Annotated in this window: 22 protein-coding genes; 15 read left to right on the top strand and 7 right to left on the bottom strand. The window is 70.8% G+C overall.

Going from position 1 to position 22,148, the window contains the following annotated elements; all coding sequences use genetic code 11:
• Position 1 precedes the first annotated feature (1 nt).
• The 4 genes from ACFYVR_RS12360 to ACFYVR_RS12345 are packed head-to-tail and all read left to right on the top strand — an operon-like array spanning position 2 to position 4,559.
• Positions 2–1,267 (top strand): hypothetical protein, encoded by a 1,266-nt coding sequence (locus ACFYVR_RS12360; protein WP_387473216.1) that lies wholly within the window; start codon positions 2–4, stop codon positions 1,265–1,267.
• 58 nt (positions 1,268–1,325) lie between these two features.
• Entirely contained in the window at positions 1,326–1,571 is a 246-nt protein-coding gene (locus ACFYVR_RS12355) for a DUF2630 family protein (protein WP_387473213.1), read from the top strand.
• A 43-nt stretch (positions 1,572–1,614) separates the two neighbouring features.
• Entirely contained in the window at positions 1,615–3,075 is a 1,461-nt protein-coding gene (locus tag ACFYVR_RS12350; protein WP_387473210.1) for a dihydrolipoyl dehydrogenase family protein, read from the top strand.
• Complete coding sequence (locus ACFYVR_RS12345) at positions 3,072–4,559, top strand: carboxylesterase/lipase family protein (RefSeq protein WP_387473207.1); 1,488 nt, start codon at positions 3,072–3,074, stop codon at positions 4,557–4,559. Before ACFYVR_RS12350 ends, ACFYVR_RS12345 begins: the two co-directional genes overlap by 4 nt.
• Before the next feature lie 7 nt (positions 4,560–4,566).
• Here the strand turns inward: ACFYVR_RS12345 and ACFYVR_RS12340 are convergent, their stop codons facing one another.
• The 3 genes from ACFYVR_RS12340 to cobF all read right to left on the bottom strand — a co-directional run bounded on the left by ACFYVR_RS12340 (position 4,567) and on the right by cobF (position 7,647).
• On the bottom strand, positions 4,567–5,832 hold the full coding sequence (locus ACFYVR_RS12340; protein ID WP_387473668.1) for a serine hydrolase domain-containing protein: 1,266 nt from the start codon (positions 5,830–5,832) through the stop codon (positions 4,567–4,569).
• A gap of 107 nt (positions 5,833–5,939) precedes the next feature.
• Positions 5,940–6,815 carry an Fpg/Nei family DNA glycosylase gene (locus ACFYVR_RS12335; protein WP_387473205.1) on the bottom strand — a complete coding sequence of 292 codons (876 nt, stop codon included), beginning with the start codon at positions 6,813–6,815 and terminating at the stop codon, positions 5,940–5,942.
• Positions 6,816–6,903: 88 nt separating this feature from the next.
• The gene (cobF, locus tag ACFYVR_RS12330) at positions 6,904–7,647 is read right to left on the bottom strand and encodes a precorrin-6A synthase (deacetylating) (RefSeq protein ID WP_387473203.1); all 744 of its coding nucleotides are present in this window, start codon (positions 7,645–7,647) and stop codon (positions 6,904–6,906) included.
• Between the two features lie 99 nt (positions 7,648–7,746).
• Here cobF and ACFYVR_RS12325 point away from each other — a divergent pair, with 99 nt between their 5' ends.
• The 6 genes from ACFYVR_RS12325 (at position 7,747) to ACFYVR_RS12300 (ending at position 12,894) form a co-directional block, all read left to right on the top strand.
• Positions 7,747–8,553 (top strand): thymidylate synthase, encoded by an 807-nt coding sequence (locus ACFYVR_RS12325; RefSeq protein WP_387473665.1) that lies wholly within the window; start codon positions 7,747–7,749, stop codon positions 8,551–8,553.
• Positions 8,553–9,038: a dihydrofolate reductase gene (locus ACFYVR_RS12320; protein WP_387473663.1), complete on the top strand. Its 486-nt coding sequence runs from the start codon at positions 8,553–8,555 to the stop codon at positions 9,036–9,038. Before ACFYVR_RS12325 ends, ACFYVR_RS12320 begins: the two co-directional genes overlap by 1 nt.
• Positions 9,039–9,168: 130 nt before the next feature.
• Positions 9,169–10,143 (top strand): oxygenase MpaB family protein, encoded by a 975-nt coding sequence (locus tag ACFYVR_RS12315; protein ID WP_387473201.1) that lies wholly within the window; start codon positions 9,169–9,171, stop codon positions 10,141–10,143.
• A gap of 99 nt (positions 10,144–10,242) precedes the next feature.
• Positions 10,243–10,569 (top strand): cupin domain-containing protein, encoded by a 327-nt coding sequence (locus ACFYVR_RS12310; protein WP_387473198.1) that lies wholly within the window; start codon positions 10,243–10,245, stop codon positions 10,567–10,569.
• A 42-nt stretch (positions 10,570–10,611) separates the two neighbouring features.
• A complete protein-coding gene (locus ACFYVR_RS12305) occupies positions 10,612–11,250 on the top strand; it encodes an alpha/beta family hydrolase (RefSeq protein WP_387473196.1) in 639 nt (212 codons plus the stop codon).
• Between the two features lie 63 nt (positions 11,251–11,313).
• Positions 11,314–12,894, top strand: a complete 1,581-nt coding sequence (locus ACFYVR_RS12300) for a GAF domain-containing sensor histidine kinase (protein WP_387473194.1) — start codon at positions 11,314–11,316, stop codon at positions 12,892–12,894.
• A gap of 24 nt (positions 12,895–12,918) precedes the next feature.
• On the opposite strand, the gene ACFYVR_RS12295 is transcribed toward ACFYVR_RS12300, so the two are convergent.
• Positions 12,919–13,956, bottom strand: coding sequence for a beta-ketoacyl-ACP synthase III (locus ACFYVR_RS12295; RefSeq protein ID WP_387473192.1), 1,038 nt, complete (start codon positions 13,954–13,956; stop codon positions 12,919–12,921).
• A gap of 85 nt (positions 13,957–14,041) precedes the next feature.
• On the opposite strand from ACFYVR_RS12295, the gene ACFYVR_RS12290 reads away from it, so the two are divergent.
• Positions 14,042–14,626: a TetR/AcrR family transcriptional regulator gene (locus tag ACFYVR_RS12290; protein WP_387473190.1), complete on the top strand. Its 585-nt coding sequence runs from the start codon at positions 14,042–14,044 to the stop codon at positions 14,624–14,626.
• A 3-nt stretch (positions 14,627–14,629) separates the two neighbouring features.
• Here ACFYVR_RS12290 and ACFYVR_RS12285 read toward each other — a convergent pair whose 3' ends face one another.
• Positions 14,630–15,280 carry a response regulator gene (locus tag ACFYVR_RS12285; RefSeq protein WP_387473188.1) on the bottom strand — a complete coding sequence of 217 codons (651 nt, stop codon included), beginning with the start codon at positions 15,278–15,280 and terminating at the stop codon, positions 14,630–14,632.
• Positions 15,281–15,350: 70 nt separating this feature from the next.
• On the opposite strand from ACFYVR_RS12285, the gene ACFYVR_RS12280 reads away from it, so the two are divergent.
• Both ACFYVR_RS12280 and ACFYVR_RS12275 read left to right on the top strand, forming a co-directional pair.
• Positions 15,351–16,301 (top strand): acyl-ACP desaturase, encoded by a 951-nt coding sequence (locus ACFYVR_RS12280; protein WP_387473186.1) that lies wholly within the window; start codon positions 15,351–15,353, stop codon positions 16,299–16,301.
• Complete coding sequence (locus ACFYVR_RS12275; RefSeq protein ID WP_387473184.1) at positions 16,301–16,564, top strand: hypothetical protein; 264 nt, start codon at positions 16,301–16,303, stop codon at positions 16,562–16,564. Before ACFYVR_RS12280 ends, ACFYVR_RS12275 begins: the two co-directional genes overlap by 1 nt.
• A 104-nt stretch (positions 16,565–16,668) precedes the next feature.
• On the opposite strand, the gene ACFYVR_RS12270 is transcribed toward ACFYVR_RS12275, so the two are convergent.
• Positions 16,669–17,571 carry a universal stress protein gene (locus ACFYVR_RS12270; RefSeq protein WP_387473182.1) on the bottom strand — a complete coding sequence of 301 codons (903 nt, stop codon included), beginning with the start codon at positions 17,569–17,571 and terminating at the stop codon, positions 16,669–16,671.
• Between the two features lie 149 nt (positions 17,572–17,720).
• Entirely contained in the window at positions 17,721–18,764 is a 1,044-nt protein-coding gene (locus ACFYVR_RS12265; protein ID WP_387473180.1) for an LLM class F420-dependent oxidoreductase, read from the bottom strand.
• 286 nt (positions 18,765–19,050) lie between these two features.
• Here ACFYVR_RS12265 and ACFYVR_RS12260 point away from each other — a divergent pair, with 286 nt between their 5' ends.
• Together ACFYVR_RS12260 and ACFYVR_RS12255 are read left to right on the top strand one after the other, a co-directional pair.
• Positions 19,051–19,626 carry a TetR/AcrR family transcriptional regulator gene (locus ACFYVR_RS12260; protein WP_387473661.1) on the top strand — a complete coding sequence of 192 codons (576 nt, stop codon included), beginning with the start codon at positions 19,051–19,053 and terminating at the stop codon, positions 19,624–19,626.
• 56 nt (positions 19,627–19,682) lie between these two features.
• The gene (locus ACFYVR_RS12255) at positions 19,683–22,031 is read left to right on the top strand and encodes an MMPL family transporter (RefSeq protein ID WP_387473177.1); all 2,349 of its coding nucleotides are present in this window, start codon (positions 19,683–19,685) and stop codon (positions 22,029–22,031) included.
• The last annotated feature ends 117 nt before the right edge of the window (positions 22,032–22,148 follow it).

Below are 22,148 nucleotides of genomic sequence, written 5' to 3'. Positions count from 1 at the left end.
CGTGACCGGGCAACGCCTGACGGTGGTGGACGAGATGTTCCTGCGCAGCCACCACGGGTACGGCACGCCGGTCGTGATGCAGGGCCTGTGGCGCGGCGCGGACGTCGACGCCGCAGACGTGGACCGGGTGCACGACGCGCTGCGCCACGGCATCCTGTCGCGCACCGTGGTTCGGCCCCGGGTGCCCGGCGCGCGGCCGCGCTGGCAGCCCGGCACGGCCGCCTGGCCCGTCGAGTGGGCACCCGCCCCGATCCCCCGGGACGGTGTCGTCGCGTGGGCGGACGAGGTGGCCACCCGCCCGGTGGACCCGGAGTCGGGCGCGGGGTGGCGGCTGGCCGCGGCGCGGATCGACGGCGGCGCGGCGGTGCTCTCGCTGCTGTGCTCCCACGTCGTGACCGACGCACGCGGGCTCGCGACGGTGCTCGCCGCGGCGATGTCGGGGCAGGCGCCGGCGGTCCCGTCCGCGGGTCCGGCGCATCCCGTCCGCGCCGACCTCGCCGACGCCGCCCGGATGCTCACCGCGGTCGGGGCACGCACCGCCCGCGCCGTCGCCGGTTTGGCGCTGCACCCGTCCCGCCGCGCCGAGTTGCGCTCCGCACCTGTGCGCGAGTTCGGTCGCCCTGACGACCGAACTCGTGCACAGGTGCCGGAGGCGCTGATCGTCGACGTCGACGCCGCGCAGTGGGACACCGTCGCGGCGCGGACCGGCGGCACGCCGAACTCGCTGCTCGTCGCGGTCGCGGTCGCCATCGCCGCCGGTGACGACGCACCCCGGCAGGTCTCGGTCCCGGTGGACCGCCGCACCGACACCCGCTCGGCGTCGAACGCCGTCGACATGGCGGAGGTCACCGTGCGCCGCGGCGACTCCCCGGCCACCGTGCGCGCCCTGCTGCGGGACGCCTACGCCCGGCCGCCGATGTCGAGTCCGGCCGGGTTCCCGCCGGAACTGCTGCAGGTGGTCCCCGACCGGGTCGCGTACCGCCTCGCACCGGACCCCGGCGAACGCGACGTGCTGTGCTCGAACATCGGGGCCGTCCCCGCCACCGTGGGCCGGCTGGGCGACGCGCGAGCCGACGCGATCGCGACCCGGGCCGTGCACCCCGGCATCACCGCCCAGCAGCTGGCGTCGTCGCGAAACCGGTTGTCGGCGTATCTGTGTCGGCTCGGCGACCGGTACACGCTCTCGCTCGTCTCGAAGGATCCGGGGCTGCGAGCCCGCACGGACGCGGCGCTGTCCCCGCTCGACGTGCCCGCGCGACACTGGTGACGCGGGCATAGTGTGGAGGCGTCACAGCCGCCGATCCGACCACGAGTGGAGTGCGACGATGAGTGAACAGGACATCCTGGCCCGCATCCGCGAGCTCGTCGAAACCGAACACAGGCTGCGCGCGAGGACCGAGGCAGGCGACCTCGACCCCGACACCGAGCAGGCCACCCTCGCCGCCGTGGAGCAGACCCTCGACCAGTGCTGGGACCTGCTGCGTCAGCGGCGCGCCCGCGCGGACGCCGGCCTGCCCCCCGACGAGGTCCCGGTCAGCTCGGCCGATCAGGTCGAGGGCTATCTCCAGTAGTCCTTTCCCGGCGGCCGCCCGCCCGCCGTTCTACCGTGGGTCCATGACCCTCGCACCGGAGAACGAGGCCGAGTCCGCGTACGACGTCGTCGTGATCGGGGGTGGTCCGGCCGGCGAGATCGCCGCCCAGTACGCCGTCGCCGGATCCGACCGCACGGCCGTGATCGTCGAACACGAACTCCTCGGCGGCGAGTGCTCCTATTGGGCGTGCATGCCGAGCAAGGCCCTGCTGCGTCCGGGCGCGGTGCTCGGCGCCGGGCTCGCGATGCCGGGCGTCCGGGAGTCGCTGGGCGGCGCGGCCCTCGACGTTCCGGCCGTCCTGGGCCGACGCGACTCGTTCACCTCGCACCATGACGACACCGGGCAGGTGCGGTGGGCGACCGGGGTCGGCGTCGACGTGATCCGCGGCTCCGGCCGGCTCACCGGTGAACGCACCGTCGCCGTGGACACCTCCGACGGAACCCGGACGCTGCGGGCGGGGCTGGCCGTGGTCCTGGCGACGGGCTCGACCGCCACCGTCCCGCCGACGCCGGGCCTGCGGGAGGCACTGCCGTGGACGTCGCGGGACGCGACCAACCTGCGCCAGGTCCCCGACCGGGTCGCGATCATCGGGGGTGGTGTCGTCGCGACCGAGGCCGCGACCTGGCTGCTCAGCCTCGGAGCGCGGGAGGTGACCCTGCTGGTCCGCGGCCCCGCGCTGCTCGCGTCGGCCGAACCGTTCGCCGGGGAGGCGGTCGCCGAAGCGCTGAGGTCCCGCGGCGCCACCGTCCGGACCGGAACGACCGTGTCCTCCGTCCGGCGCGACGACGCCACCGACACCGGCATCGGGCGGATCCACGGCGGCCCGGTCACCGTCACCCTCGACGACGGCAGCGACCTGGTTGTCGACGAGGTGGTCGTCGCGGCGGGGCGCCGGCCGGCGACCTCGTCACTCGGCCTCGACACGGTCGGGCTCGACGGCGTGGGCACCGACGACCGACTGACCGTGGTCGGGACGCCGGGCGACTGGCTGTACGCCGTCGGCGACGTCAGCGGCCGCACGCCCCTGACCCACATGGGCAAGTACCACGGGCGGATCTGCGGGGACGTCATCGCCGCGCGCGCCGAGGGCCGGCCCCTCGACGGTGCCCGGTTCTCGGCGAGCGCCGACGCGGCCGCGGTCCCGCAGGTGGTGTTCGCGGCCGCGGAGGTCGCGTCCGTGGGCCGGACCGAGAAGACCGCGCGCGAGGGCGGCTTCGATGTCGAGACGGTCGAGCTCGACATCGAGGTCGCGGGGTCGTCGCTGGCGCGGGACGACTTCGCCGGCCACGCGAAGCTGGTGATCGACCGCGCCGCCGACACCCTGCTCGGTGCGACGTTCGTCGGCACCGACATCGCCGAACTGCTGCACGCCGCGACGGTCGCGGTCGCGGGCGCGGTGCCGATGTCCGCACTGTGGCACGCCGTTCCGGCGTACCCGACCGTGTCCGAGGTGTGGCTGCGACTGCTGGAGGCGCGACGATGACCGACCCACTGGTGATCACCACCGCCGACGGCCCACTACAGGGTCGCGAACAGCACGGACTGCGGTCCTGGCGCGGCATCCCGTACGCCGCACCACCCGTCGGCGCCCTGCGGTGGCGCGCCCCGCAGCCCGTCACACCCTGGACCTCGGTGCGCGACGCCACCGAATTCGGCAGCGCCGCACCCCAGTCCGGCCGCATCGCCCGCTCCGGCGGGACCGGCGAGGACTGCCTCACCCTCAACGTTCTCGCGCCCGCATTCCGCAGCGTGCAACGGCGCCCGGTGATGGTGTTCATCCACGGCGGCGCCTACAACTCCGGGGCCGCGGCGACCCCGCTGTACCGGGGGGACTCACTGGTCCGGCGGGGCGACGTCGTCTACGTGACCATCGGGTACCGCCTCGGCGCGCTCGGCTACCTCGACTTCACCGAACACTCCACTCCCGAAAGACGATTCGACTCCAACCTCGGCCTGCGCGACCAGATCGCGGCCCTCGAATGGGTACGCCGCAACATCGGCGCGTTCGGCGGCGACCCCGACAACGTGACGCTGTTCGGCGAATCGGCGGGCGCCAACGCCGTCACCACACTGATGTGCGTGCCCGCCGCGGCCGGACTGTTCCACCGCGCGATCGCGCAGAGTCCGCCCGCCGCATCGGCGTACGGAACCGAACGGGCCCGGGCGTGGTCGCGTGAATTCCTCGAACTCCTCGGCGGCGGAGACGATCCCGTCCGGGCACTGACCGAGGCGAGCACCGACGCCCTGGTCCGGGCCGGTGACACCCTCGTGGCCCGCGGCGCCGACGAGGCGCCCGGAACCCGCGCGTTCGCACCCGTCGTCGACGGGGACCTGCTGCCCCGGCACCCCCTCGACGCGTTCGCCGCGGGACTCGCCCACCCCGTGCCGCTCGTCATCGGCACCAACGCGCGCGAGGGCACCCTGTTCCCACGCTTCCTCGACATCATCCCGACCGACCCGGTGCGGATCGAGAAGATGTTCGCCGAAACGGATCCGGTGCAGAAGTCCCGGATCCTCGCCGCCTACCCCCGCTACCCGGACCGTCCCGCCGCAGTCCAACTCGGCGGCGACGTCACCTTCTGGGAGCCGTCCATCCTCGTCGCACAGGCCCACACCACGGCCGCACCGACGTACTCCTACCGCTACGACTTCGCACCGAACCTGTTGCGCTGGACCGGATTCGGTGCCACACACGGAACCGAACTGCTGGCCGTATTCGGCGTCGGGGACCGCCCGATCGGCAAGGCCGCAGCGGCTCTCGGCGGCCGCGAGGGCCTGCGCTCGGCGACGAACATCCTGCAGTCCCACTGGCTGCACTTCGCCCGCCACGGACACCCCCGGGAAACCTGGCCGGTCTACAGCCTCGACCGGCGCGAGACCCTGATCATCGACCGGGGCGTCCGCGTCGAACACGACCCCGACGCCGACAAGAGACGCGCATGGATCGGCTACCGGCACCGCCGGTGAGGATCGGCTACCGGGTGGGAGTCGGCGTCGGCGCCAGCGACAACCCGGCGTAGATCTGATCGAGGATCGTCGGCAGCATGGCGATCGCCGTCGCCTTGCCCTCGGGAGACACGGTCAGGTTCGTCCAGATCACCAGCGTCACATCGTTGTCCGGGTCGTACCCGATGAAGGAGTTGAATCCCGGCAGCTCCCCACCGTGGTAGTACATCGCGGCATTCGGCCCGAAACGCTGGAAACTGATGCCGTATCCGTACTGCTGCCCGTCGGGCGTGTCGGGGTTCTCGGGACGCAGGCCGCCGAGCCACTGTTGCTGGTACTCGGAGTCGAACACCTTGCCCGACACCAACGCGCGGATCCACGTCGCCAGGTCGTCCGCCGTGGAGATCGCGCCGCCGGCCGCGGTCGCGTAGGAGGGGTTCTGGTCGGTGTAGTCGTTCGGTCGGAGTGTCCCGGCCCGAGCAGCCGCCTGCAGGTCGTCGGGATACGGCTCGTCGACCAGCGCGTAGGAGGTTCCGCCGTAGAGGTATCCGTGCGAGTGCGGGTCGGGAATCGTCGAGTCCTCGGGGGCGGGCAGGGAGGTCTGCGTCAGCCCGAAGGCGCCGAGCAGTCGATCCCGGAATTGCTCACCGAGCGGGCGACCCCCGACCTTCTCGGCGACCAGCCCCAGGAGCGCGTAGTTGGTATTGCAGTAGTCGTACGCGGCGCCGGGCGCGAACTCCGGCGGGTGAGCGAACGCGATGTCCAGGACCTCGCGGGGCGTCCAGACCTTCGCCGGGTCGGCATCGAGAGCCGCGGCCAGTTCCGGCGCATCCGTGTAGTTGTACAGCCCGCTGCGCATCGTCAACAGCTCGGCGACGGTGATGTTCTCGCCGTTCGGCACGTCCGGCACGTGGTCGGAGACCGGGTCGCCGAATCGGAGCCTGCCGTCCTGCGCCAGCAGGACGATCAGCGCAGCGGTCATGGTCTTGGTGTTCGAGGCGATCCGGAAACGAGTCCGTGCGTCGGGTGGCGTCTGAGCACCCTGTTCGGTGGTGCCCACGACCGCGTCGAAGGTCCCCTGCGGGGTGCGGAGCCGGACCACCGCCCCGGGTACGAGCAGCTCGGTCGCGGCGGCGGTCACCGCTGCCTGGAATGCGGCCGGGTCGACATGCTCGAGCGCCGACTCCGTCGGTGCCCCGATCGTCGCGGACGCTGCGGGCGGCGATCCGGAGGCCGACTCCGACTGCCCGGAGTCGGACGCGCAGCCCGCGAGGGCGACACAGGTCGCGAGCACGACGGCACCGGCGCCGGGCCTCCGGCGACGATGTCCGGTCCTTCGGGCGGGCGCACTCTCGGCTCGCGGGTACCTCGTCGTCACCGTCACCACCTCGGCGCAGGGTTCTACTTGAGCAGCTTCGACATTCGCCGGTCGGCGAGGATCTTGCCGCCGGTCTGGCAGGTCGGGCAGTACTGGAACGAGCGGTCCGTGAACGAGACCTCCCGCACGGTGTCACCGCACACCGGGCACGGCAGTCCGGTGCGGGCGTGGACCCGCATCCCGGATCGCTTCTCCCCCTTGAGCCGGGCGGCATCCTGGCCGACCGACCGGACCACCGCATCGCTCAGCACCGAACGCATCACAGCGTGCAGGTTCGAAACCTGTTCGGGTGTCAGCTTGTTCGCGGTCGCAAACGGCGACAGCCGCGCCTCGTGCAGGATCTCGTCGGAATACGCGTTGCCGATGCCCGCGAGCACAGCCTGATCGGTCAGCGCCGTCTTGATCCGCTGCGAGGACTTCGCCAGCCGCTCCGCGAACACCGGTTCGGGAACGTCGAGCGCGTCCGGTCCGAGTTTGGCGACACCCGGTACCTCCGCCGGTGTGCGCACCAGCCACACCGCGAGGCGCTTCTGCGTCCCCGCCTCGGTGAGGTCGATCGCGGGGGCCGTCCCGTCCGGTGCGAACAGGTGCAGCCGCAACGCCAGCGGCCCCTTACCGGGCTTCGGTGGCGTCGAACTCGGGTTGTCCTGCCACCGCAGCCAGCCGGCGCGGGACAGGTGGGTGATCAGCCACAGCCCGTCCTCCTCTCCGCACCGCAGCCCCAGGTGTTTGCCGAACCGCGCGGCGCCGCTGATGTCGCGGCCCTTCAGGACGCTGACCGGCGGATCGAATGTCTTGAGCACGCTCAGCGCCGCGACGTCCACCCGTCCGATCACCGCGCCGACCGCGTGGTCGCGCAGGAACTGGGCCAGGGCCTCCACCTCGGGCAGTTCGGGCATGCCCACCAGTATTGCGCCTACGGCGCAGTGGTGGGGGGGGGGGGGGGGGGGGGGGCCCCCGCCCCCCCCCCCCCCCCACCACTGCGCGTCAGCGCCTCCGGAGAAGGTAGGTGTCCATGATCCAGCCCTTGCGCTCGCGCAGCTCGGCGCGGGTGCGGACGATGTCCTCGGAGACCGAGCGCAGGTCACCGGCGATCAACGTCTCGTCCGGGGTGCCGAGGTAGGCGCCCCACCAGATGTCCCAGTCGCCGTCGAGGGTGGTGAAGCTGTTCTCCGCGTCGAGCATCACCACGGCGTCCCGGACCCCGTCGGGCAGGCCCTCCTCGCGCAGCCGGCGACCCGTGGTGGTCAGGACCGGTTCCCCGATCCGGTTGAGCACGACCCGGTGCTGCGCGGCCAGCGAGGACACGCTCGTCACACCGGGGATCACCGAGTACTCGAAGTCCACGACACCGCGCCCGAGCACCCGCTCGACGATCCGCAGCGTGCTGTCGTACAACGCCGGATCGCCCCAGACCAGGATCGCTCCGACGCCCTCGACCGCGGCGAACGCCTCCTCGAAGATCCGCGCGCGGCGGTCGTGCCAGTCGTCGACGACACCCTCGTAGTTCGCGGGGGTGCGGTCGCGCGGGGGGTCGACGATGTCGACGATCCGGTAGTTCCCGCGCACGTGCTCGTCGAGGATGGCGGTGCGCAGATCCACGAGATCGTGTTTGCGCTCCCCCTTGCCGATGACGAAGAACACCTCGGCCCGGTTCATCGCCTTGATCGCCTGCACCGTCACCTGGTCGGGGTCGCCGGCACCGATGCCGATCACGAGGAGTTCACGCATGGGCGCAGGCTATCGCCCGTGAGTCCCTCTGGTCCGCCACGGGGCCGGAAGGACTCACGGGGGGCGGAGCCGCCTAGACTCGGGCGCGTGACTCCCCCGATGCCCGCCCCCGTGCACACCCCGTACGAGGACCTGCTCCGGCTGGTCATGGAGACGGGCACCCCGAAGGCGGACCGCACCGGCACCGGCACGCGCAGCGTGTTCGGTCACCAGATGCGCTTCGACCTGAGCGAGGGATTCCCGCTGATCACCACCAAGAAGGTGCACCTGAAGTCCGTCGTGTACGAGCTGCTGTGGTTCCTACGCGGCGACTCGAACGTCACCTGGCTGCGCGACCACGGCGTCACGATCTGGGACGAGTGGGCCGACGCGGACGGCGAGCTGGGGCCGGTCTACGGCGTGCAGTGGCGGTCCTGGCCGACACCGGACGGCGAGCACATCGACCAGATCACCAAGGTCGTCGAGACGCTACGGACGAACCCGGACTCGCGGCGGATGGTCGTCTCGGCGTGGAACGTCGCCGACCTCGACGCGATGGCGCTGCAACCCTGCCACGCGTTCTTCCAGTTCTACGTCGCGGACGGCCGGCTCAGCTGCCAGCTGTACCAGCGCAGCGCCGACCTGTTCCTCGGTGTCCCGTTCAACATCGCCAGCTACGCACTGCTCACGCACATGGTCGCGCAGCAGGCGGGGCTCGAGGTCGGCGAGTTCGTGTGGACGGGCGGCGACTGCCACATCTACGACAACCACGTCGACCAGGTCACCGAGCAGCTCTCCCGCGAGCCCTACCCCTACCCGACGCTGATCCTGCACAAGCGGGACTCGATCTTCGACTACACCTTCGAGGACGTGGAGATCACCGGCTACCGGCACCATCCCGGCATCAAGGCGCCGGTGGCGGTGTGATACTGGGGCTGATCTGGGCCCAGGCCCGCGCCGGCGTCATCGGCCGCGACAACACCATCCCGTGGCGCGTCCCCGAGGACACGGCGCACTTCGTGGACGTCACGACCGGTCACCCCGTGATCATGGGCCGCCGCACCTGGGATTCGCTGCCGCCTCGTTTCCGTCCGCTCGCCGACCGCCGGAACATCGTGGTCACCCGCGACCGGACGTGGTCGGCCGAGGGAGCCGAGGTCGTGCACTCTCTCGACGACGCGCTCGCTCTGGCCGGTGACGCCGAGACGTGGGTGATCGGCGGCGGCGAGATCTACGCGGCCGCACTCGGCCGGGCCGACCGGGTCGTCGTCACCGAGATCGACCTCGACGTCGACGGCGACGCCTACGCACCCTCGCTGGGCGATGCGTGGACACCGGAGTCGATCGGCGACTGGCAGACCTCGCGCCGGGACGGAACCCGGTTCCGATTCGTGAACCACGTCCGCCGCTGACCCGCCGGGTCCCTCCCCCGCATCCTCGCGGGAACCTCCGCGACAAATCTTGACACGGGCGTGTTCAGATTGGTCCACTGCAGGTACGCCGACAAGCGACCCTGCCCACCCAGCCGCGAGGTGACCTTCGATGAACAGCCCCGACCTCCCGGTGTCCGCGCCCACGGACACGGCGGTACCGCCCTGGGATCCGAGCCAACCGCATCACGAGCTGGCCGCCGACGTGCGGTGGTGGACGGGCATGCCGATCGCCTTCGGCCTGTACGGGCGCCTCGCGCTCGATCAGGTGGCGTACCGCGAGGTCGCCGCGGCCGTCGACGCGACCGGGCGCTTCGCCGAGAACTTCACCAACCGGGGCATCCGCAGCTACCTGTGGGGCCCGCTGCTGCTGTTCGGTGACGCCGCCGATCGGCACGCGACCGCGGACCGGCTCGAGACGATGCACGGCCAGGTCCGCGGCCGAGGCAAGGGCCACTTCGAGGGCGAGCGGTACAGCGCGCTCGACCCCGCACTGTGGAAGTGGGTGGGCACGAGCAGCCTGCTCGTCTTCTACACCGGGTACGTCGCAACCTACCGCGAGGACCTCGACGACGAGCAGCGTGAGGTCGTGTACCGCACGGTGCTCGCGATGAGCGACTTCGACCTCACCAGCGACCGTTCCCGGGTCCCACAGACGGTCGCCGAGATGACGGAGTACTACGAGTCGGTGGCAGCCACCGAGCTCGCCGACAACGAATTCCTGCAGTGGGCGAACGCGCAGTTCGACGCGCTGCCGGTACCCACGCTGTTCGGCCCGCACCGGCTGCACCGGGCGATCGCCCCGTTCTGGCGCGCCGTCACCCCGGTCCTGGCTCGGCCCGCCCGGATCTGCTCGGCGGCGGCGGCCCATCCCCGGATGCGGGAGCTGCTCGGGACCGAGTGGAATGCGCGGCGCGCGTGGGAGTTCCGCTGCTACACCGCGGCGCTGCGCGCGGCGCGGCGGGTGCTGCCGAAGTGGATGCTGCTCGAGCCGCTGGCGTACAACCGGTACCGCTACGAGCGCCTGCGCGCGGCGTACACCCGACCACAGCTGGCCTCGTTCGGTCCGGCGTCGACGGCACGTTGACCGACCCGTTCGGCGAGTAGGGGCGCCACCCGGCGCCCGGTGGGCCATACTGCAGGGGCAGGACGTCCGATTCGGTCCTTCCCGGCGAGAGGTACGCCCATGGACAAGAAGTCGCTGACCGCCGTTGCGCGGCAACAGCTCAAGCTCGCCGCCGCCGCCAGCAGCGGCCGCAGCTCGCAGACCATCTACGGCGGCCACCAGCGCAGCCTGCGACAGACCGTGGTCGCACTGACCGCAGGCGAGGAGCTGGCCGAGCACGACTCCCCCGGCGAGGCGACGCTGCTGGTCCTCAGCGGCACACTGACGCTGGTCGCGGGCGAGGACTCGTGGAAGGGCTCGACCGGCGACCTGCTGGTCATTCCGGCGGTCCGGCACCGGGTCGAGGCCGTCGAGGACGTCACCTTCCTGTTGACGGTCGCGAAGTAGCCTCTCGAGGCGGCCGCCCCCGGCGGCGTAGATTCGGTGGCTGTGAGCGAACTGTTCGAACGCGACGGTGTGGTCGGGGACCTGCACCGACCCGACGGCGACCCGACGGCGGCCCTGCTGCTCGCGCACGGGGCCGGCGGAGACCGGAACGCGAAACTCCTCCAGCGGGCGGCGTCGGAGTTCGCGGCACGCGGACTTCTGGTGCTGCGTTACGACCTGCCGTTCCGGCAGCGGCGACCGAAGGGGCCGCCGAGCCCGTCGACCGCCGCGAAGGACCGCGACGGCATCGTCGCCGCGTCCGACGCGATCCATGAATTGTTCACGGGCACATTGCTTCTCGGCGGACACTCGTACGGCGGCAGGCAGACCTCGATGCTCGCGGCCGAACGGCCGGGGGTGTGCGACGGCCTGTTGCTGTTCTCCTATCCGCTGCACCCACCGGGCAAACCGGAGAAGGCGCGCACCGAGCACCTGCCGGACCTGCGCTGCCCGACCGTGTTCGTGCACGGCACCCGCGACCCGTTCGGCAGCCCGGACGAGATGCACGCCGCCGTCGAGCTGATCCCCGCGCCGCACACCCTCGTCCTCGTCGAGGGCAGGGGGCACGACCTGGCTCCCGACAGGAGCCCGGCGGTGCCGCTCGCGGTCGAGGCCGCCACCGCCGCCTTCGCGTTGCGCTGACGGCGCTGGGTCGACGCTGTGGCGAATCACCCCTGCCGGGCGCTGCCCCAGTACGCTCGGTACATGGTCGGGGACCCGGAATTCAACCTGAACGGACTGCTCGACACGGTGCACCGGCGGTTGGGCGAGGACGTGACCTCGCCGAAGAACCTCCGGGACCTCCTCGAGGCGGTCCTCGTCGTCGGGGCCGGCCTCGACCTCGACACCACGCTGCAGCGGATCGTCCGGGCGGCCACGGAACTGCTCGGCGCGCGCTACGGCGCGCTCGGGGTCCGGGCGCCGGGCGGCGGGTTGTCCGAGTTCGTGTACGAGGGCATCGACGCCGACGTCCGAAAAACCATGGGGCACCTGCCGGAGGGCCGCGGGCTGCTCGGCCTGTTGATCAACGATCCACGGCCGGTGCGGATCCGGGAACTCGCGACCCACGCGTCGTCGGTCGGGTTCCCACCGAACCATCCGCCGATGCACAGCTTCCTCGGCATGCCGATCGTGGTGCGCGGTCAGGCGTTCGGCAGCATCTACCTCACCGAGAAGCTCGGTGGCCCCGAGTTCACCGACGAGGACCAGACGATCCTCACGGTGCTCGCCGAGTCCGCCGCGCTGGCTATCGACAACGCAAGCCTGTTCGAGCAGTCCCGCACCCGCGAACGGTGGCTGACGGCGATGTCGTCGATCACCTCACGGCTGCTGATCGGCGGCTCGGTGCCCGAGACCCTCGACCTGCTGGTCCGTCAGGTGCGGGACCTGAGCACGGCCGACGCGGTCACCCTGGTGAACACGGTGGACGGCACGAGCGCCGTGATCGCCAGCACCGACCCGCGGCTGTCTGTCGGGCAGGAGGTCGCGTTCGCGGAACTCAGCGCGGGGGTTGCGCGGTCGGCGACGCTGCCGGTGTCCGGCCCGCAGCACGTGCAGGGTGCGCTGGTCGTCGGGAGCGGCACCGGCGGTTCGGAGTGGGATTCCGACGAGTTGCACCGGATGGCGTCGATGGCCGATCTGGCGGCGGTGGCACTCGAATTCGCCCACCAGCAGAGCCAGCAGCGTCTGCTGGACGTGCTCGCCGACCGCGACCGCATCGCTCGCGACCTGCACGACAACGTCATTCAGCGATTGTTCGCGACCGGCATGAGCCTGCAGTCGGTGACCGCGACGACGCAGGGTCGCACGGCGGAGGTGCTCACCCGGGCGGTGGAGCAGCTGGATCAGACGGTCCGCGAGATCCGCACGACCATCTTCGACCTGCAGTCCGCCGAGTCCACGTCGGCTGCCGGGCTGCGCCGGCGGCTGCTCGACGTGATCGGCGAACTGACCACACACGCGTCCGTCACCCCGTCCGTCCAGTTCGACGGGCCGATCGACACGGTGGTGCCCGACGGCGTCGGCGCGCACGCCGAAGCGGTGCTGCGGGAGGGTCTGAGCAACGCCCGCAGGCACGCGAGTGCCTCCGCGATCGCGGTCTCGGTCACCGCCGGGGACGACTTCGCGATCACGATCGTCGACGACGGGATCGGGATGTCCGGCACCGAGACCCGAAGTGGCCTGGCCAATCTGGAGCGCCGTGCGGCCGCGTGCGGTGGCCGCTGCGACGTGGCCGCACCCGCAGCGGGCGGGACCGCGCTGACCTGGCGGGTGCCGCTGCGCTGACCTGACGCGAACACCCGGCCGGGTTCAGGCGATGGCGGGCAGCGCGACGACCTGTCCGGCGTAGGCCAGTCCGGCGCCGAAGCCGAGGAGCAGCGCGGTGTCCCCCGGCTTCGCCCCACCGGAACGGATGAGCTGTTCCATCGCCATCGGGATCGACGCCGCGCTGGTGTTGCCGGATTCGACGATGTCGCGGGCGACGGCGACGGTGTCGGGCAGGCCGAGCGTGCGGATCAGCGCGTCGGTGATGCGGCTGTTCGCCTGGTGCGGCACGAACGCGTCCAGGTCGTCCGCGGAGACACCGGCCTTCTCCAACGCGTCGCGGCACGCCTTCTCCAGGAACGTCACGGCCCAGCGGAACACCGCCTGGCCGTTCATCCGGATGTACGGCCGTTGGGTGCTGCCGCCGGTCGCCTCGGCCTCCGCGACCTCGGCGAAGTACTGCGCGAAGTCCTTGTCCTGCTTGATCGCCGACGTCTGGGATCCGTCCGAGCCCCACGCCACCGGACCGATGCCCTCGGCCTCGGCGGGACCGACCACGACCGCGCCCGCCCCGTCCGCGAAGATGAACGCGCAGGTCCGGTCGGTGGGATCGAGGAGGTCGGACAGCCGCTCGACACCGATCACGAGGACGTGCCGTGCCTGGCCGGCGCGGACGAGGCTCGCGGCGTTGCCGAGGGCGTAGCAGAAGCCGGCGCACCCGGCGGAGACGTCGTAGGCGGCGGCGTCGTGCATGCCCAGTTCAGTGGCGACGACCGCCCCGGCGGACGGCCCGAGCACCATCTGCGAGGAGGTGGCGAGCACGACCGCGTCGATCTCGTCCGCCACGAGGCCGGCCGCGGTGAGCGCGTCGCGGGCCGCGGCGACGCTCATCGAGACGATGGTCTCGTCCGGTTCGGCCCAGTGCCGCGCCGTGATGCCGGACCGGGTGCGAATCCATTCGTCGGAGGAGTCGATGCGGTCGACGATCTCCGCGTTGGGTACGACGCGTCGGGGCCGGTACGCCCCGAGGCCGAGCAGGGCCGCGTGAGCGACGGGTTTCGCGGTGGCGATGGCGACGGGCATGGCATCCTCTCGATGTGAACCGATCGGTTCAACTGGCTCGATCTAACATGAACCGATCGGTCCACACAAGCCGGGAGGCAGACGCATGACCACGGCACGCCCGCGCGCTCGACTGCTCGCGAGCACCATCACGACGGTGCAGGAGGTCGGAGTGCACGCGGCCGGACTGGCCGAGCTGCTCAAGCGGAGCAACGCGTCGCGCAACTCGCTGTACCAGCACTTCCCGGAGGGGAAGGGACAACTGGTGGAGACGGCCACCCGGATCGTGTCCCGGGTCGTCCATTCGCACCTGAACGTGATGGCCGACAAGCTGGCCACCGCGCCGTCGGCGGACCGGTGGCTCGACGAGCTGTTCGCGTTCTGGCTCGACCCGCTCGAGTCGAGCGAGTACCGGCTCGGGTCGTTCATGATGGCCGCCGCGCTGGACGAGTCGGATCCGGCCGTGCGGGCCGCCGCCGGCCAGGCCTTCGCCGAGTGGACCTCGCGGCTCGCCGCGGGCCTGGTCGCGGCAGGCCTCGACGACACCACCGCACGGAGCGTGGCGGGTCTGCTGCTGTCCGTGATCGAGGGCGCCATCGTGCAGAGTCGGGCGCTCGGCTCGAGCGCGCCCTTCGACGACGCCCGCACCCAGCTCGGGGTACTGCTGCGCCACCACCTCCCCGACCGGTAGCGGTCAGCGGCCCCGTTCGGGCCTGCCCCGCAGTTCGGTGGCCAGCACCGCCGCCTGGGTACGGCGCTGCATCCCGAGCTTCGCCAGCAGCCGGGACACGTAGTTCTTCACCGTCTTCTCCGCAAGGTGCATCCGGGCACCGATCTCCCGGTTCGTCAGGCCCTCCCCGATGAGTTCGAGCACCACCTTCTCCTGGTCGGTCAGTTGGTCGACCAGGCCGTTCTGGCTGCGCTGCGCACGGATCCGGGCGAGCACAGCGGCGGTGTCCCGGTCGCCGAGGAGCGACCCGCCCGCGGCCACGGTGCGGATCGCGGAGATCAGGTCGGTCCCGAGGATCTGCTTGAGCAGGTACCCCGACGCGCCGGCCATCACCGCGTCGAACAGTGCCTCGTCGTCCGAGTAGGACGTCAGCATCAGGCAGCGCAGTCCCGGCATCGCCGACCGCAACTCCCGACACAGCTCCACCCCGGACCCGTCCGGCAACCGGACGTCGAGGACCGCGACATCCGCGCCCGACCCCGGGATGCCCGCGAGCGCCTCCGCGACCGACGACGCCTCCCCCACCACGGTGAAGTCGGCGGCGCCGTCCAGGAGATCCACCAGGCCGCGCCGGACGATCTCGTGGTCGTCCACCAGGAACAGGCGTGTCTGCATCTCCCAATACCAGCACATGGGGACTTTCGGCACTATCGCCCAGGGGCCCGGATCGGCGACTGTCGATTCCGTGACCCGCGAACTGACTCAACTCGAGCTGCTCCGTGAACTCGAGCCCGTCGCCGAGGACAACGTGCACCGGCACCTGTCGATGGCGAAGGAGTGGCATCCGCACGACTACGTGCCGTGGGACGACGGCCGCAACTTCGCCGAACTCGGCGGCGTGGACTGGGAGCCCGGGCAGTCGCAGCTGACGGACGTCGCGAAGGCGGCGATGGTCACCAACCTGCTGACGGAGGACAACCTGCCGTCGTACCACCGGGTGATCGCGGAGAACTTCTCGCGCGACGGCGCGTGGGGCACGTGGGTCGGCCGCTGGACCGCGGAGGAGAACAAGCACTCCGTCGTGATCCGCGACTACCTGGTCGTCACCCGCGGGGTCGACCCGGTGGCACTGGAGAACGCGCGCATGACGCACATGACGCACGGCTTCAACCCGGATCTGCAGGACGGCCTCCTCGACGCCGTCACCTACGTGACCTTCCAGGAGCTGGCGACGCGGGTCTCCCACCGCAACACCGGCAAGGCGTGCGGCGATCCGGTGGCGGACCGGATGCTCGCCCGGGTGGCCGCGGACGAGAACCTGCACATGATGTTCTACCGCAACATAACCGGGGCCGCGCTGGACGTCGCACCCGCTCAGGCGATGCGCGCAATCCTGAAGATCCTCACCCACTTCCAGATGCCGGGCGCGCAGATGCCGGGTTTCCGGCGCAACGCGGTGCTGATCGCCAAGGGCGGCATCTACGACCTGCGCCAGCACCTCGACGACGTCGTGCTTCCGGTGTTGCGCACGTGGAAGATGTTCGACCGCAATGATTTCAGCGGCGAGGCGGAGACGCTGCGCGAGCAGCTGGCGGTGTTCCTCGCCGCACTCGAGGCGGACGCCGTTCGATTCGAGGAGTCCCGCGACCGGGCACTGGCCCGCGCCGCCACCCGCGCACGGAAGGTGACCGCCTGATGACGGATCTGATGGGCGAGCAGCCCGCCACCTACACCCACGCACTGTTCGAGACGGCTCTGGAGATGGCGTCGGCGGCCAAGCGCGGCAACGTGACCCGGTGGGCGGAAGCCAAGTCGGCCCGCCACGACCCGGATGCGCTCGCGTTCCTGAACTCGGTACTGCTCGGGGTCCTGATCGAAAATGACGCCCTCCGGCGCGGCGTGCATCCCACCGACGTGTGGGCGCAGCTGCGCGCGGGAGGACTCGACGAGTTCGGCTGAACCGACAGTCGGCCCCGACCACGGGTCGGGCTCGTCGAACACGGACGAAGGGTCGGTTCCCGGTGGGGGGAAGCCGACCCTTCGTTCCGTGTGCAGAAGTGCCGCTACCCGGCGGACTTCGGTCGGACGATCAGGACCGGGCAGTCGGCGGTGCCCATCAGCGCGGCACTCGTGGAGCCGAGCAACATGCCCTTGAAGCCGCCACGTCCGTGGCTACCGACGACGAGAAGCTGTGCGCGCTCGGAGAATTCGCTGAGCACGCGGACCGGACGGTCCCGGTCGACGATCCGCTGCACCTCGACGTCGGGGTACTGCTCGATCCAGCCGGCCAGCCGCTCGGACAGCACGGCCTCCTCCGCGGCCTGGATGGACCGCCAGTGCGGATCGTCGGCGGTGGCACCCAGGGACGGCTGCACCGACACGTCACTCCACACGTTCACCGCGACCAGCTGTGCGCCGAGGGCGGAGGCCACCTCGAACGCGGTGGCGATCGCCGCCTCGCTGACCTCGGAACCGTCGACACCGACGACGACCGGGCCCTCGGTCGGCGGCCGGCCGTCGAGGGTGCGGCCGCGGACCACGGCGACCGGCGCCGTCGAGTGCGCCGCGACCGCGCGGGCAACGGAACCGAGGAGGGCGCCACTGAACTCACCGAGTCCGCGGCTGCCCAGCACGATCATCGCCGCCGTCGGCGCGTACTGCAGCAGGATCTCCGCGATCCGGCCCTCGTGCAGCTTGGTCTCGATCTCCAGACCACCGACCTCGTCGGCGACCTCGCGGGCGAGGACCTCGGCGCTGTCGAGGTGGGCCCGGCCCGCCTTCTTGAGGTCGTCACCGTAGCCGCGCACCAGATAGGGCTCGGTGTAGTAGTAGGCGGGGACGTGCACGACCGAGACCAGCAGCAACGGGAGCTTGCGGGCCGCGGCGGTACGGGCGGCCCAGACGACTGCCGTCGACGCCGACTCGGACCCGTCCACACCGACCACGACCGGACTGCTTGCACTCATGCTGCTTCCTCACTGGAGATCCGTCACCGACACTGCCGGGGCACCGCGCGCGCCCCGCAACCATTGTCCCGATTGTGCGGCGAAGCCGCAGTGGCGCACTTACGAACGCGCCGGGGTCCGTAAGTGCACCACTGTGGCGGAGCCGCTCATCAGGCGTCGATGATCGCGCGCAGCTTCTCGATCTGCGCGACGCGGCCGGCGGTGTCGGCGGCGAGTGCGCTGACCGTGAGCGTGGTCGCACCGGCCTCCTTGAACGCCGCGACCCGCTCGCGGACGAAGCCCTCGGGCCCGATCAGGGAGATCGAGCGCACCAGTTCGTCGGGGACCGCGGCGGCGGCCTCCTGCTTCTTGCCGTCCAGGTAGAGGTCCTGGATCGCCTTGGCCTCGGCCTCGTAGCCGTAGCGGCAGGCGAGGTCGTTGTAGAAGTTCTTGCCGCGGGCCCCCATGCCGCCGATGTAGAGGGCGAGGTGCGGCTTGATCCAGTCGAGCATGTGGTCCACGTCGTCGCCGATGGCCAGGGCCGGGCCCGCGTAGACCTCGAGCTCACCGAGCGAGGGGTCGCGCTTGGCCTTGCCTTTGTTCACCGACTCGCCCCACACGTCCATCGCCCGCTCGGGGTGGAAGAAGATCGGCTGCCAGCCCTCGGCGATCTCCGCGGTCAACGCGACGTTCTTGGGGCCGATCGCCGCGATGACGATCGGGATGCGTTCGCGCACGGGACGATTGATGAGTTTGAGCGGCTTGCCGAGGCCGGTGCCCTTCTCAGGGGGCAGCGGGATCTGGTAGTACTTGCCGTCGTACTGCACCTTCTCGCGGCGCCAGACCTGGCGGCAGATGTCGACGAGTTCGCGGGTCCGGCCGAGCGGCGCGTCGTAGGGAACACCGTGGAAGCCCTCGATGACCTGGGGCCCGGACGCGCCGAGACCGAGCACGAACCGGCCGTCCGAGACGAAGTCGAGTCCGGCGGCGGTCATCGCCATCAGCGACGGCGTGCGGGTGTAGATCTGGAAGATTCCCGAGGCGAGCTGCAGCGTCGTCGTCTTCGCGGCCAGGTAACCGAGCTGGCTCACGGCGTCGAAGGAATAGGCCTCCGCCATGAACACGATGTCGAGTCCGGCGCGTTCGAGGTCCGCGACCTCCGCGACCGTTTCGGCGAATCCGCCGCTGTACGTGATCTGCGTTCCGATGCGCACCGGACACTCCAATCGACTGTGTGGAACTGCTCGTCTGGACACTACGCAGGGTTGCCGCGAATCCGTAGGACCGAGTCGAGCGCAATCGGGGACCGAACGATGAAGCAGAACCAATGGTGGCGGTGGTCACACCGGGCACACGAGTGTGGTGCACGAAACACAAATTGCACGCGAATGCAAGTTTGCAGGGTTGTGCAACTTCCGTACCGTGGATTGGGTGAGCACCCCACCCGGCCTGCGTGACCAGAAGAAAGCCGCAACCCGCGTCGCGCTGAGCGATGCCGCGATGCGCCTGGCAATGCAGGCCGGTATCGAAGCCGTGACCGCCGAGGCGATCGCGTCCGAGGCGGGGGTCTCCACCCGCACCTTCCACAACTACTTCGCCTCGAAGGAGGACGCCGTCCTGCACCGCCTCGAGGCCGACGTCACCATCTGGGTCGCCCGGCTTGCCGAGCGGCCGCAGGGCGAGCCGATCTGGGATTCCCTCGAGGCGGTCGTGCAGTCGGTGCTCCACGACCCGGTCCGCGACCTCGACGTGATCGTCGCCGAGATGGCGCTCATCGAGTCCAGCCCTGCCCTGCTCGCCCGCAAGCTCCAGCTGGAGGGCCGGGTCGGCCGGATCCTCGGCGAGGCGATCGCCGACCGCACCGGCACCGACATCGACACCGACCTGTACCCGAACCTGCTCCAGATGACGGCGGGTTCCGCGTGCAAAGCGGCGATCGAACTGTGGATCCACGGCGACACCGGCCATTCCAGCCCCTCTTCGATCGTCCACGAGGCCTTCCGGATGCTGCGCGCGGGCATCCCTCAACCGCTTCCCCGCACGGCACCGGCCGCCCACGAACCACCAGTCCCGTAAACCGTCCCGACGAGCACACGCAACACCCCTCACACCCGCAACACGAAGGGTCCTCCATGGCCACCTACCTGTACCGGATCGGCAAGTTCGCCTACCGGCGCAAGGGCACAGTCCTGTCGATCTGGCTGGCTCTGCTCGTCCTGATGGGCGTCGGCGCAGCGACGCTGTCGGGTCCGACGAACGACTCGTTCTCCATCCCCGGGACTCCCGCGCAGAAGGCGCAGGACCTGATGGCCGAACGGTTCCCGTCCGACGGAAGGGATCCGTTCAACTCCATCTCGGCGCGATTCGTCTTCGCCGCACCCGAGGGACAGACCCTCGACACCCCGGAGAACCAGGCCGCGATGGACGAGACGCTCGCCGCGGTCCGCGCCATCGACCTCGTCGAGCCCGCCGCGAAGGTCGACCCGGCCACCGCGACGCCGGACGAGAGCAGCGCGGCACTGGTCAACCCCGTGGTCGCCGATGCCGGCCTGACGCAGATGGTGACGGCCCAGGCCGAGCAGACCGGCAAGCCGCTCGACCAGGCACTGGCCGACGCGGCCGCGCTGTCCCCGCTCGGCGCCGACAAGACCGTCGGATACGTCGAGGTCCCGTTCACGGGCGACTACACCAGTGTCACACCCGAACTGATCGACGAGATCGACGCCGCCGCCCAGGCCGCCCGGGACGCCGGACTCACCGTCGAGGTCAGCGGCACCGCCGCACAGGCCCAGGAAGCGCCCGGCGGCAGCGCAGAGCTGATCGGTATGGCCGTCGCCGCCGTCGTCCTCGTCCTCACCTTCGGCTCGCTCGTCGCGGCGGGTCTGCCGCTGCTGTCGGCGATCATCGGCGTCGGCATCGGCAGCCTCGGCATCACCATCGCAACCGGCTTCACCGAACTGGGCTCGATGACGCCCACCCTGGCCGTGATGATCGGTCTCGCCGTCGCGATCGACTACTCGCTGTTCATCGTGTCGCGGTTCAGGCACGAGGTGAACGTGACCGGCAACCGGGAGGAAGCCGCCGGCCGTGCGGTCGGTACCGCCGGTTCCGCCGTCGTGTTCGCCGGCCTGACCGTCATCATCGCGCTCGTCGCGCTCCGCGTCGTGGGCATCAAGTTCCTCAGCGACATGGGTCTGGCAGCGGCGTTCGCGGTGCTGATCGCGGTCCTCGTCGCACTGACCTTCCTGCCGGCGTTCCTCGGCCTGCTCGGACGCAAGGCTTTCGCCGGCCGGATCCCGTTCGTCAAGGCGACGGACCCGGAAGCCGACGACGCCGCTCCCGGCCCCGCCGCCCGGTACGCCACATGGGTGGCCCGCAAGCCCGCCATCCCGCTGATCGCGGGCGTCGTGATCCTCGGTGCGCTCGCCCTCCCCGCCACGGGCCTGAAGCTGGCCCTGCCCAGCGAGAGCACCGGCGACCCCGCGACCAGCTCACGCCAGGCCTACGACCTGGTGTCCGAGGGGTTCGGACCGGGCCGCAACTCCCCGCTGATCGTGGTCGTCGACGCGAAGGACGCGAGCGTTCCCGCGCAACAGGCGTTCGGTCGCGTGGTCCAGACGATCTCCGAGCAGGACGACGTCGTCAACGCGCAGGTCGTCGGCGTGAACCCTGCCGGTGACACCGCGCAGATCCTGGTCACCCCAGGGAGCGCACCGACGGACGAGCGGACCGTCGACCTGATGCAGTCCATCCGCGACAGCGAAGGCACGCTGCACGACGAGATCGGCGTCAACTACGGCGTCACCGGCCAGACCGCGCTCGAGACCGACATCTCGGACACGCTGCTCGGCGCGCTGGTGCCGTACCTGACCATCGTCGTCGGACTCGCGTTCATCCTGCTGATGCTGGTGTTCCGGTCCATCCTGGTGCCGCTCACCGCGGCGCTCGGCTTCCTGCTCAGCGTCGCCGCCACGTTCGGTGCCACCGTCGCGATCTTCCAGCACGGCTGGGGCGGGTTCATCGCCAACCCGCAGCCCCTGGTCAGCTTCATGCCGATCTTCCTGATCGGTGTGGTGTTCGGTCTCGCGATGGACTACCAGGTGTTCCTGGTGACCCGAATGCGGGAGGAGTACGTGCACGGCGCCTCCGCGAAGGAGGCCATGACCATCGGCTTCCGCCACGGCGCCCGCGTGGTCACGGCCGCGGCCCTGATCATGATGTCGGTCTTCGGTGCGTTCATGCTCGAGGGCAACGCGTTCATCAAGTCGATCGGCTTCGCGCTCGCCGCCGCCGTGTTCTTCGACGCATTCATCGTCCGCATGGTGATCATCCCCGCCGTGATGGCCGTGCTCGGCGACAAGGCGTGGTGGCTGCCGAAGTGGCTGGACAAGATCCTGCCGAACGTCGACATCGAGGGTGAGAAGCTGCGGAAGGAGCTGCCGCAGTCCGAGGCGGCACCCGAACCCGCACCGTCCCACTAGGGACACGACCCAGGACCCGAGCCGGCACCTCCGGTCGCGTCGGTACCACCGACGCGGCCGGAGGTGTTGCCGTGTTCGGGCCAGGTTCCCCGCCTAGGCTTGACCGGCGATCATCCC

It is taken from the genome of Rhodococcus sp. NPDC003318 (assembly GCF_042879035.1).
Taxonomy (GTDB): domain Bacteria; phylum Actinomycetota; class Actinomycetes; order Mycobacteriales; family Mycobacteriaceae; genus Rhodococcus_G.
The sequence above is the reverse complement of the archived record's forward strand: the minus strand, read 5'-3'. Positions and strand labels throughout refer to the sequence as shown.

Coding starts and splice junctions, on each gene's coding strand:
- ACFYVR_RS12355 (WP_387473213.1), top strand. CDS start 1,326: ATGAGTGAACAGGACATCCTGGCCCGCATCCGCGAGCTCGTCGAAACC.
- ACFYVR_RS12350 (WP_387473210.1), top strand. CDS start 1,615: ATGACCCTCGCACCGGAGAACGAGGCCGAGTCCGCGTACGACGTCGTC.
- ACFYVR_RS12345 (WP_387473207.1), top strand. CDS start 3,072: ATGACCGACCCACTGGTGATCACCACCGCCGACGGCCCACTACAGGGT.
- ACFYVR_RS12335 (WP_387473205.1), bottom strand. CDS start 6,815: ATGCCCGAACTGCCCGAGGTGGAGGCCCTGGCCCAGTTCCTGCGCGAC.
- cobF (WP_387473203.1), bottom strand. CDS start 7,647: ATGCGTGAACTCCTCGTGATCGGCATCGGTGCCGGCGACCCCGACCAG.
- ACFYVR_RS12325 (WP_387473665.1), top strand. CDS start 7,747: ATGCCCGCCCCCGTGCACACCCCGTACGAGGACCTGCTCCGGCTGGTC.
- ACFYVR_RS12315 (WP_387473201.1), top strand. CDS start 9,169: ATGAACAGCCCCGACCTCCCGGTGTCCGCGCCCACGGACACGGCGGTA.
- ACFYVR_RS12310 (WP_387473198.1), top strand. CDS start 10,243: ATGGACAAGAAGTCGCTGACCGCCGTTGCGCGGCAACAGCTCAAGCTC.
- ACFYVR_RS12300 (WP_387473194.1), top strand. CDS start 11,314: ATGGTCGGGGACCCGGAATTCAACCTGAACGGACTGCTCGACACGGTG.
- ACFYVR_RS12295 (WP_387473192.1), bottom strand. CDS start 13,956: ATGCCCGTCGCCATCGCCACCGCGAAACCCGTCGCTCACGCGGCCCTG.
- ACFYVR_RS12290 (WP_387473190.1), top strand. CDS start 14,042: ATGACCACGGCACGCCCGCGCGCTCGACTGCTCGCGAGCACCATCACG.
- ACFYVR_RS12285 (WP_387473188.1), bottom strand. CDS start 15,280: ATGCAGACACGCCTGTTCCTGGTGGACGACCACGAGATCGTCCGGCGC.
- ACFYVR_RS12275 (WP_387473184.1), top strand. CDS start 16,301: ATGACGGATCTGATGGGCGAGCAGCCCGCCACCTACACCCACGCACTG.
- ACFYVR_RS12270 (WP_387473182.1), bottom strand. CDS start 17,571: ATGAGTGCAAGCAGTCCGGTCGTGGTCGGTGTGGACGGGTCCGAGTCG.
- ACFYVR_RS12260 (WP_387473661.1), top strand. CDS start 19,051: ATGCGCCTGGCAATGCAGGCCGGTATCGAAGCCGTGACCGCCGAGGCG.
- ACFYVR_RS12255 (WP_387473177.1), top strand. CDS start 19,683: ATGGCCACCTACCTGTACCGGATCGGCAAGTTCGCCTACCGGCGCAAG.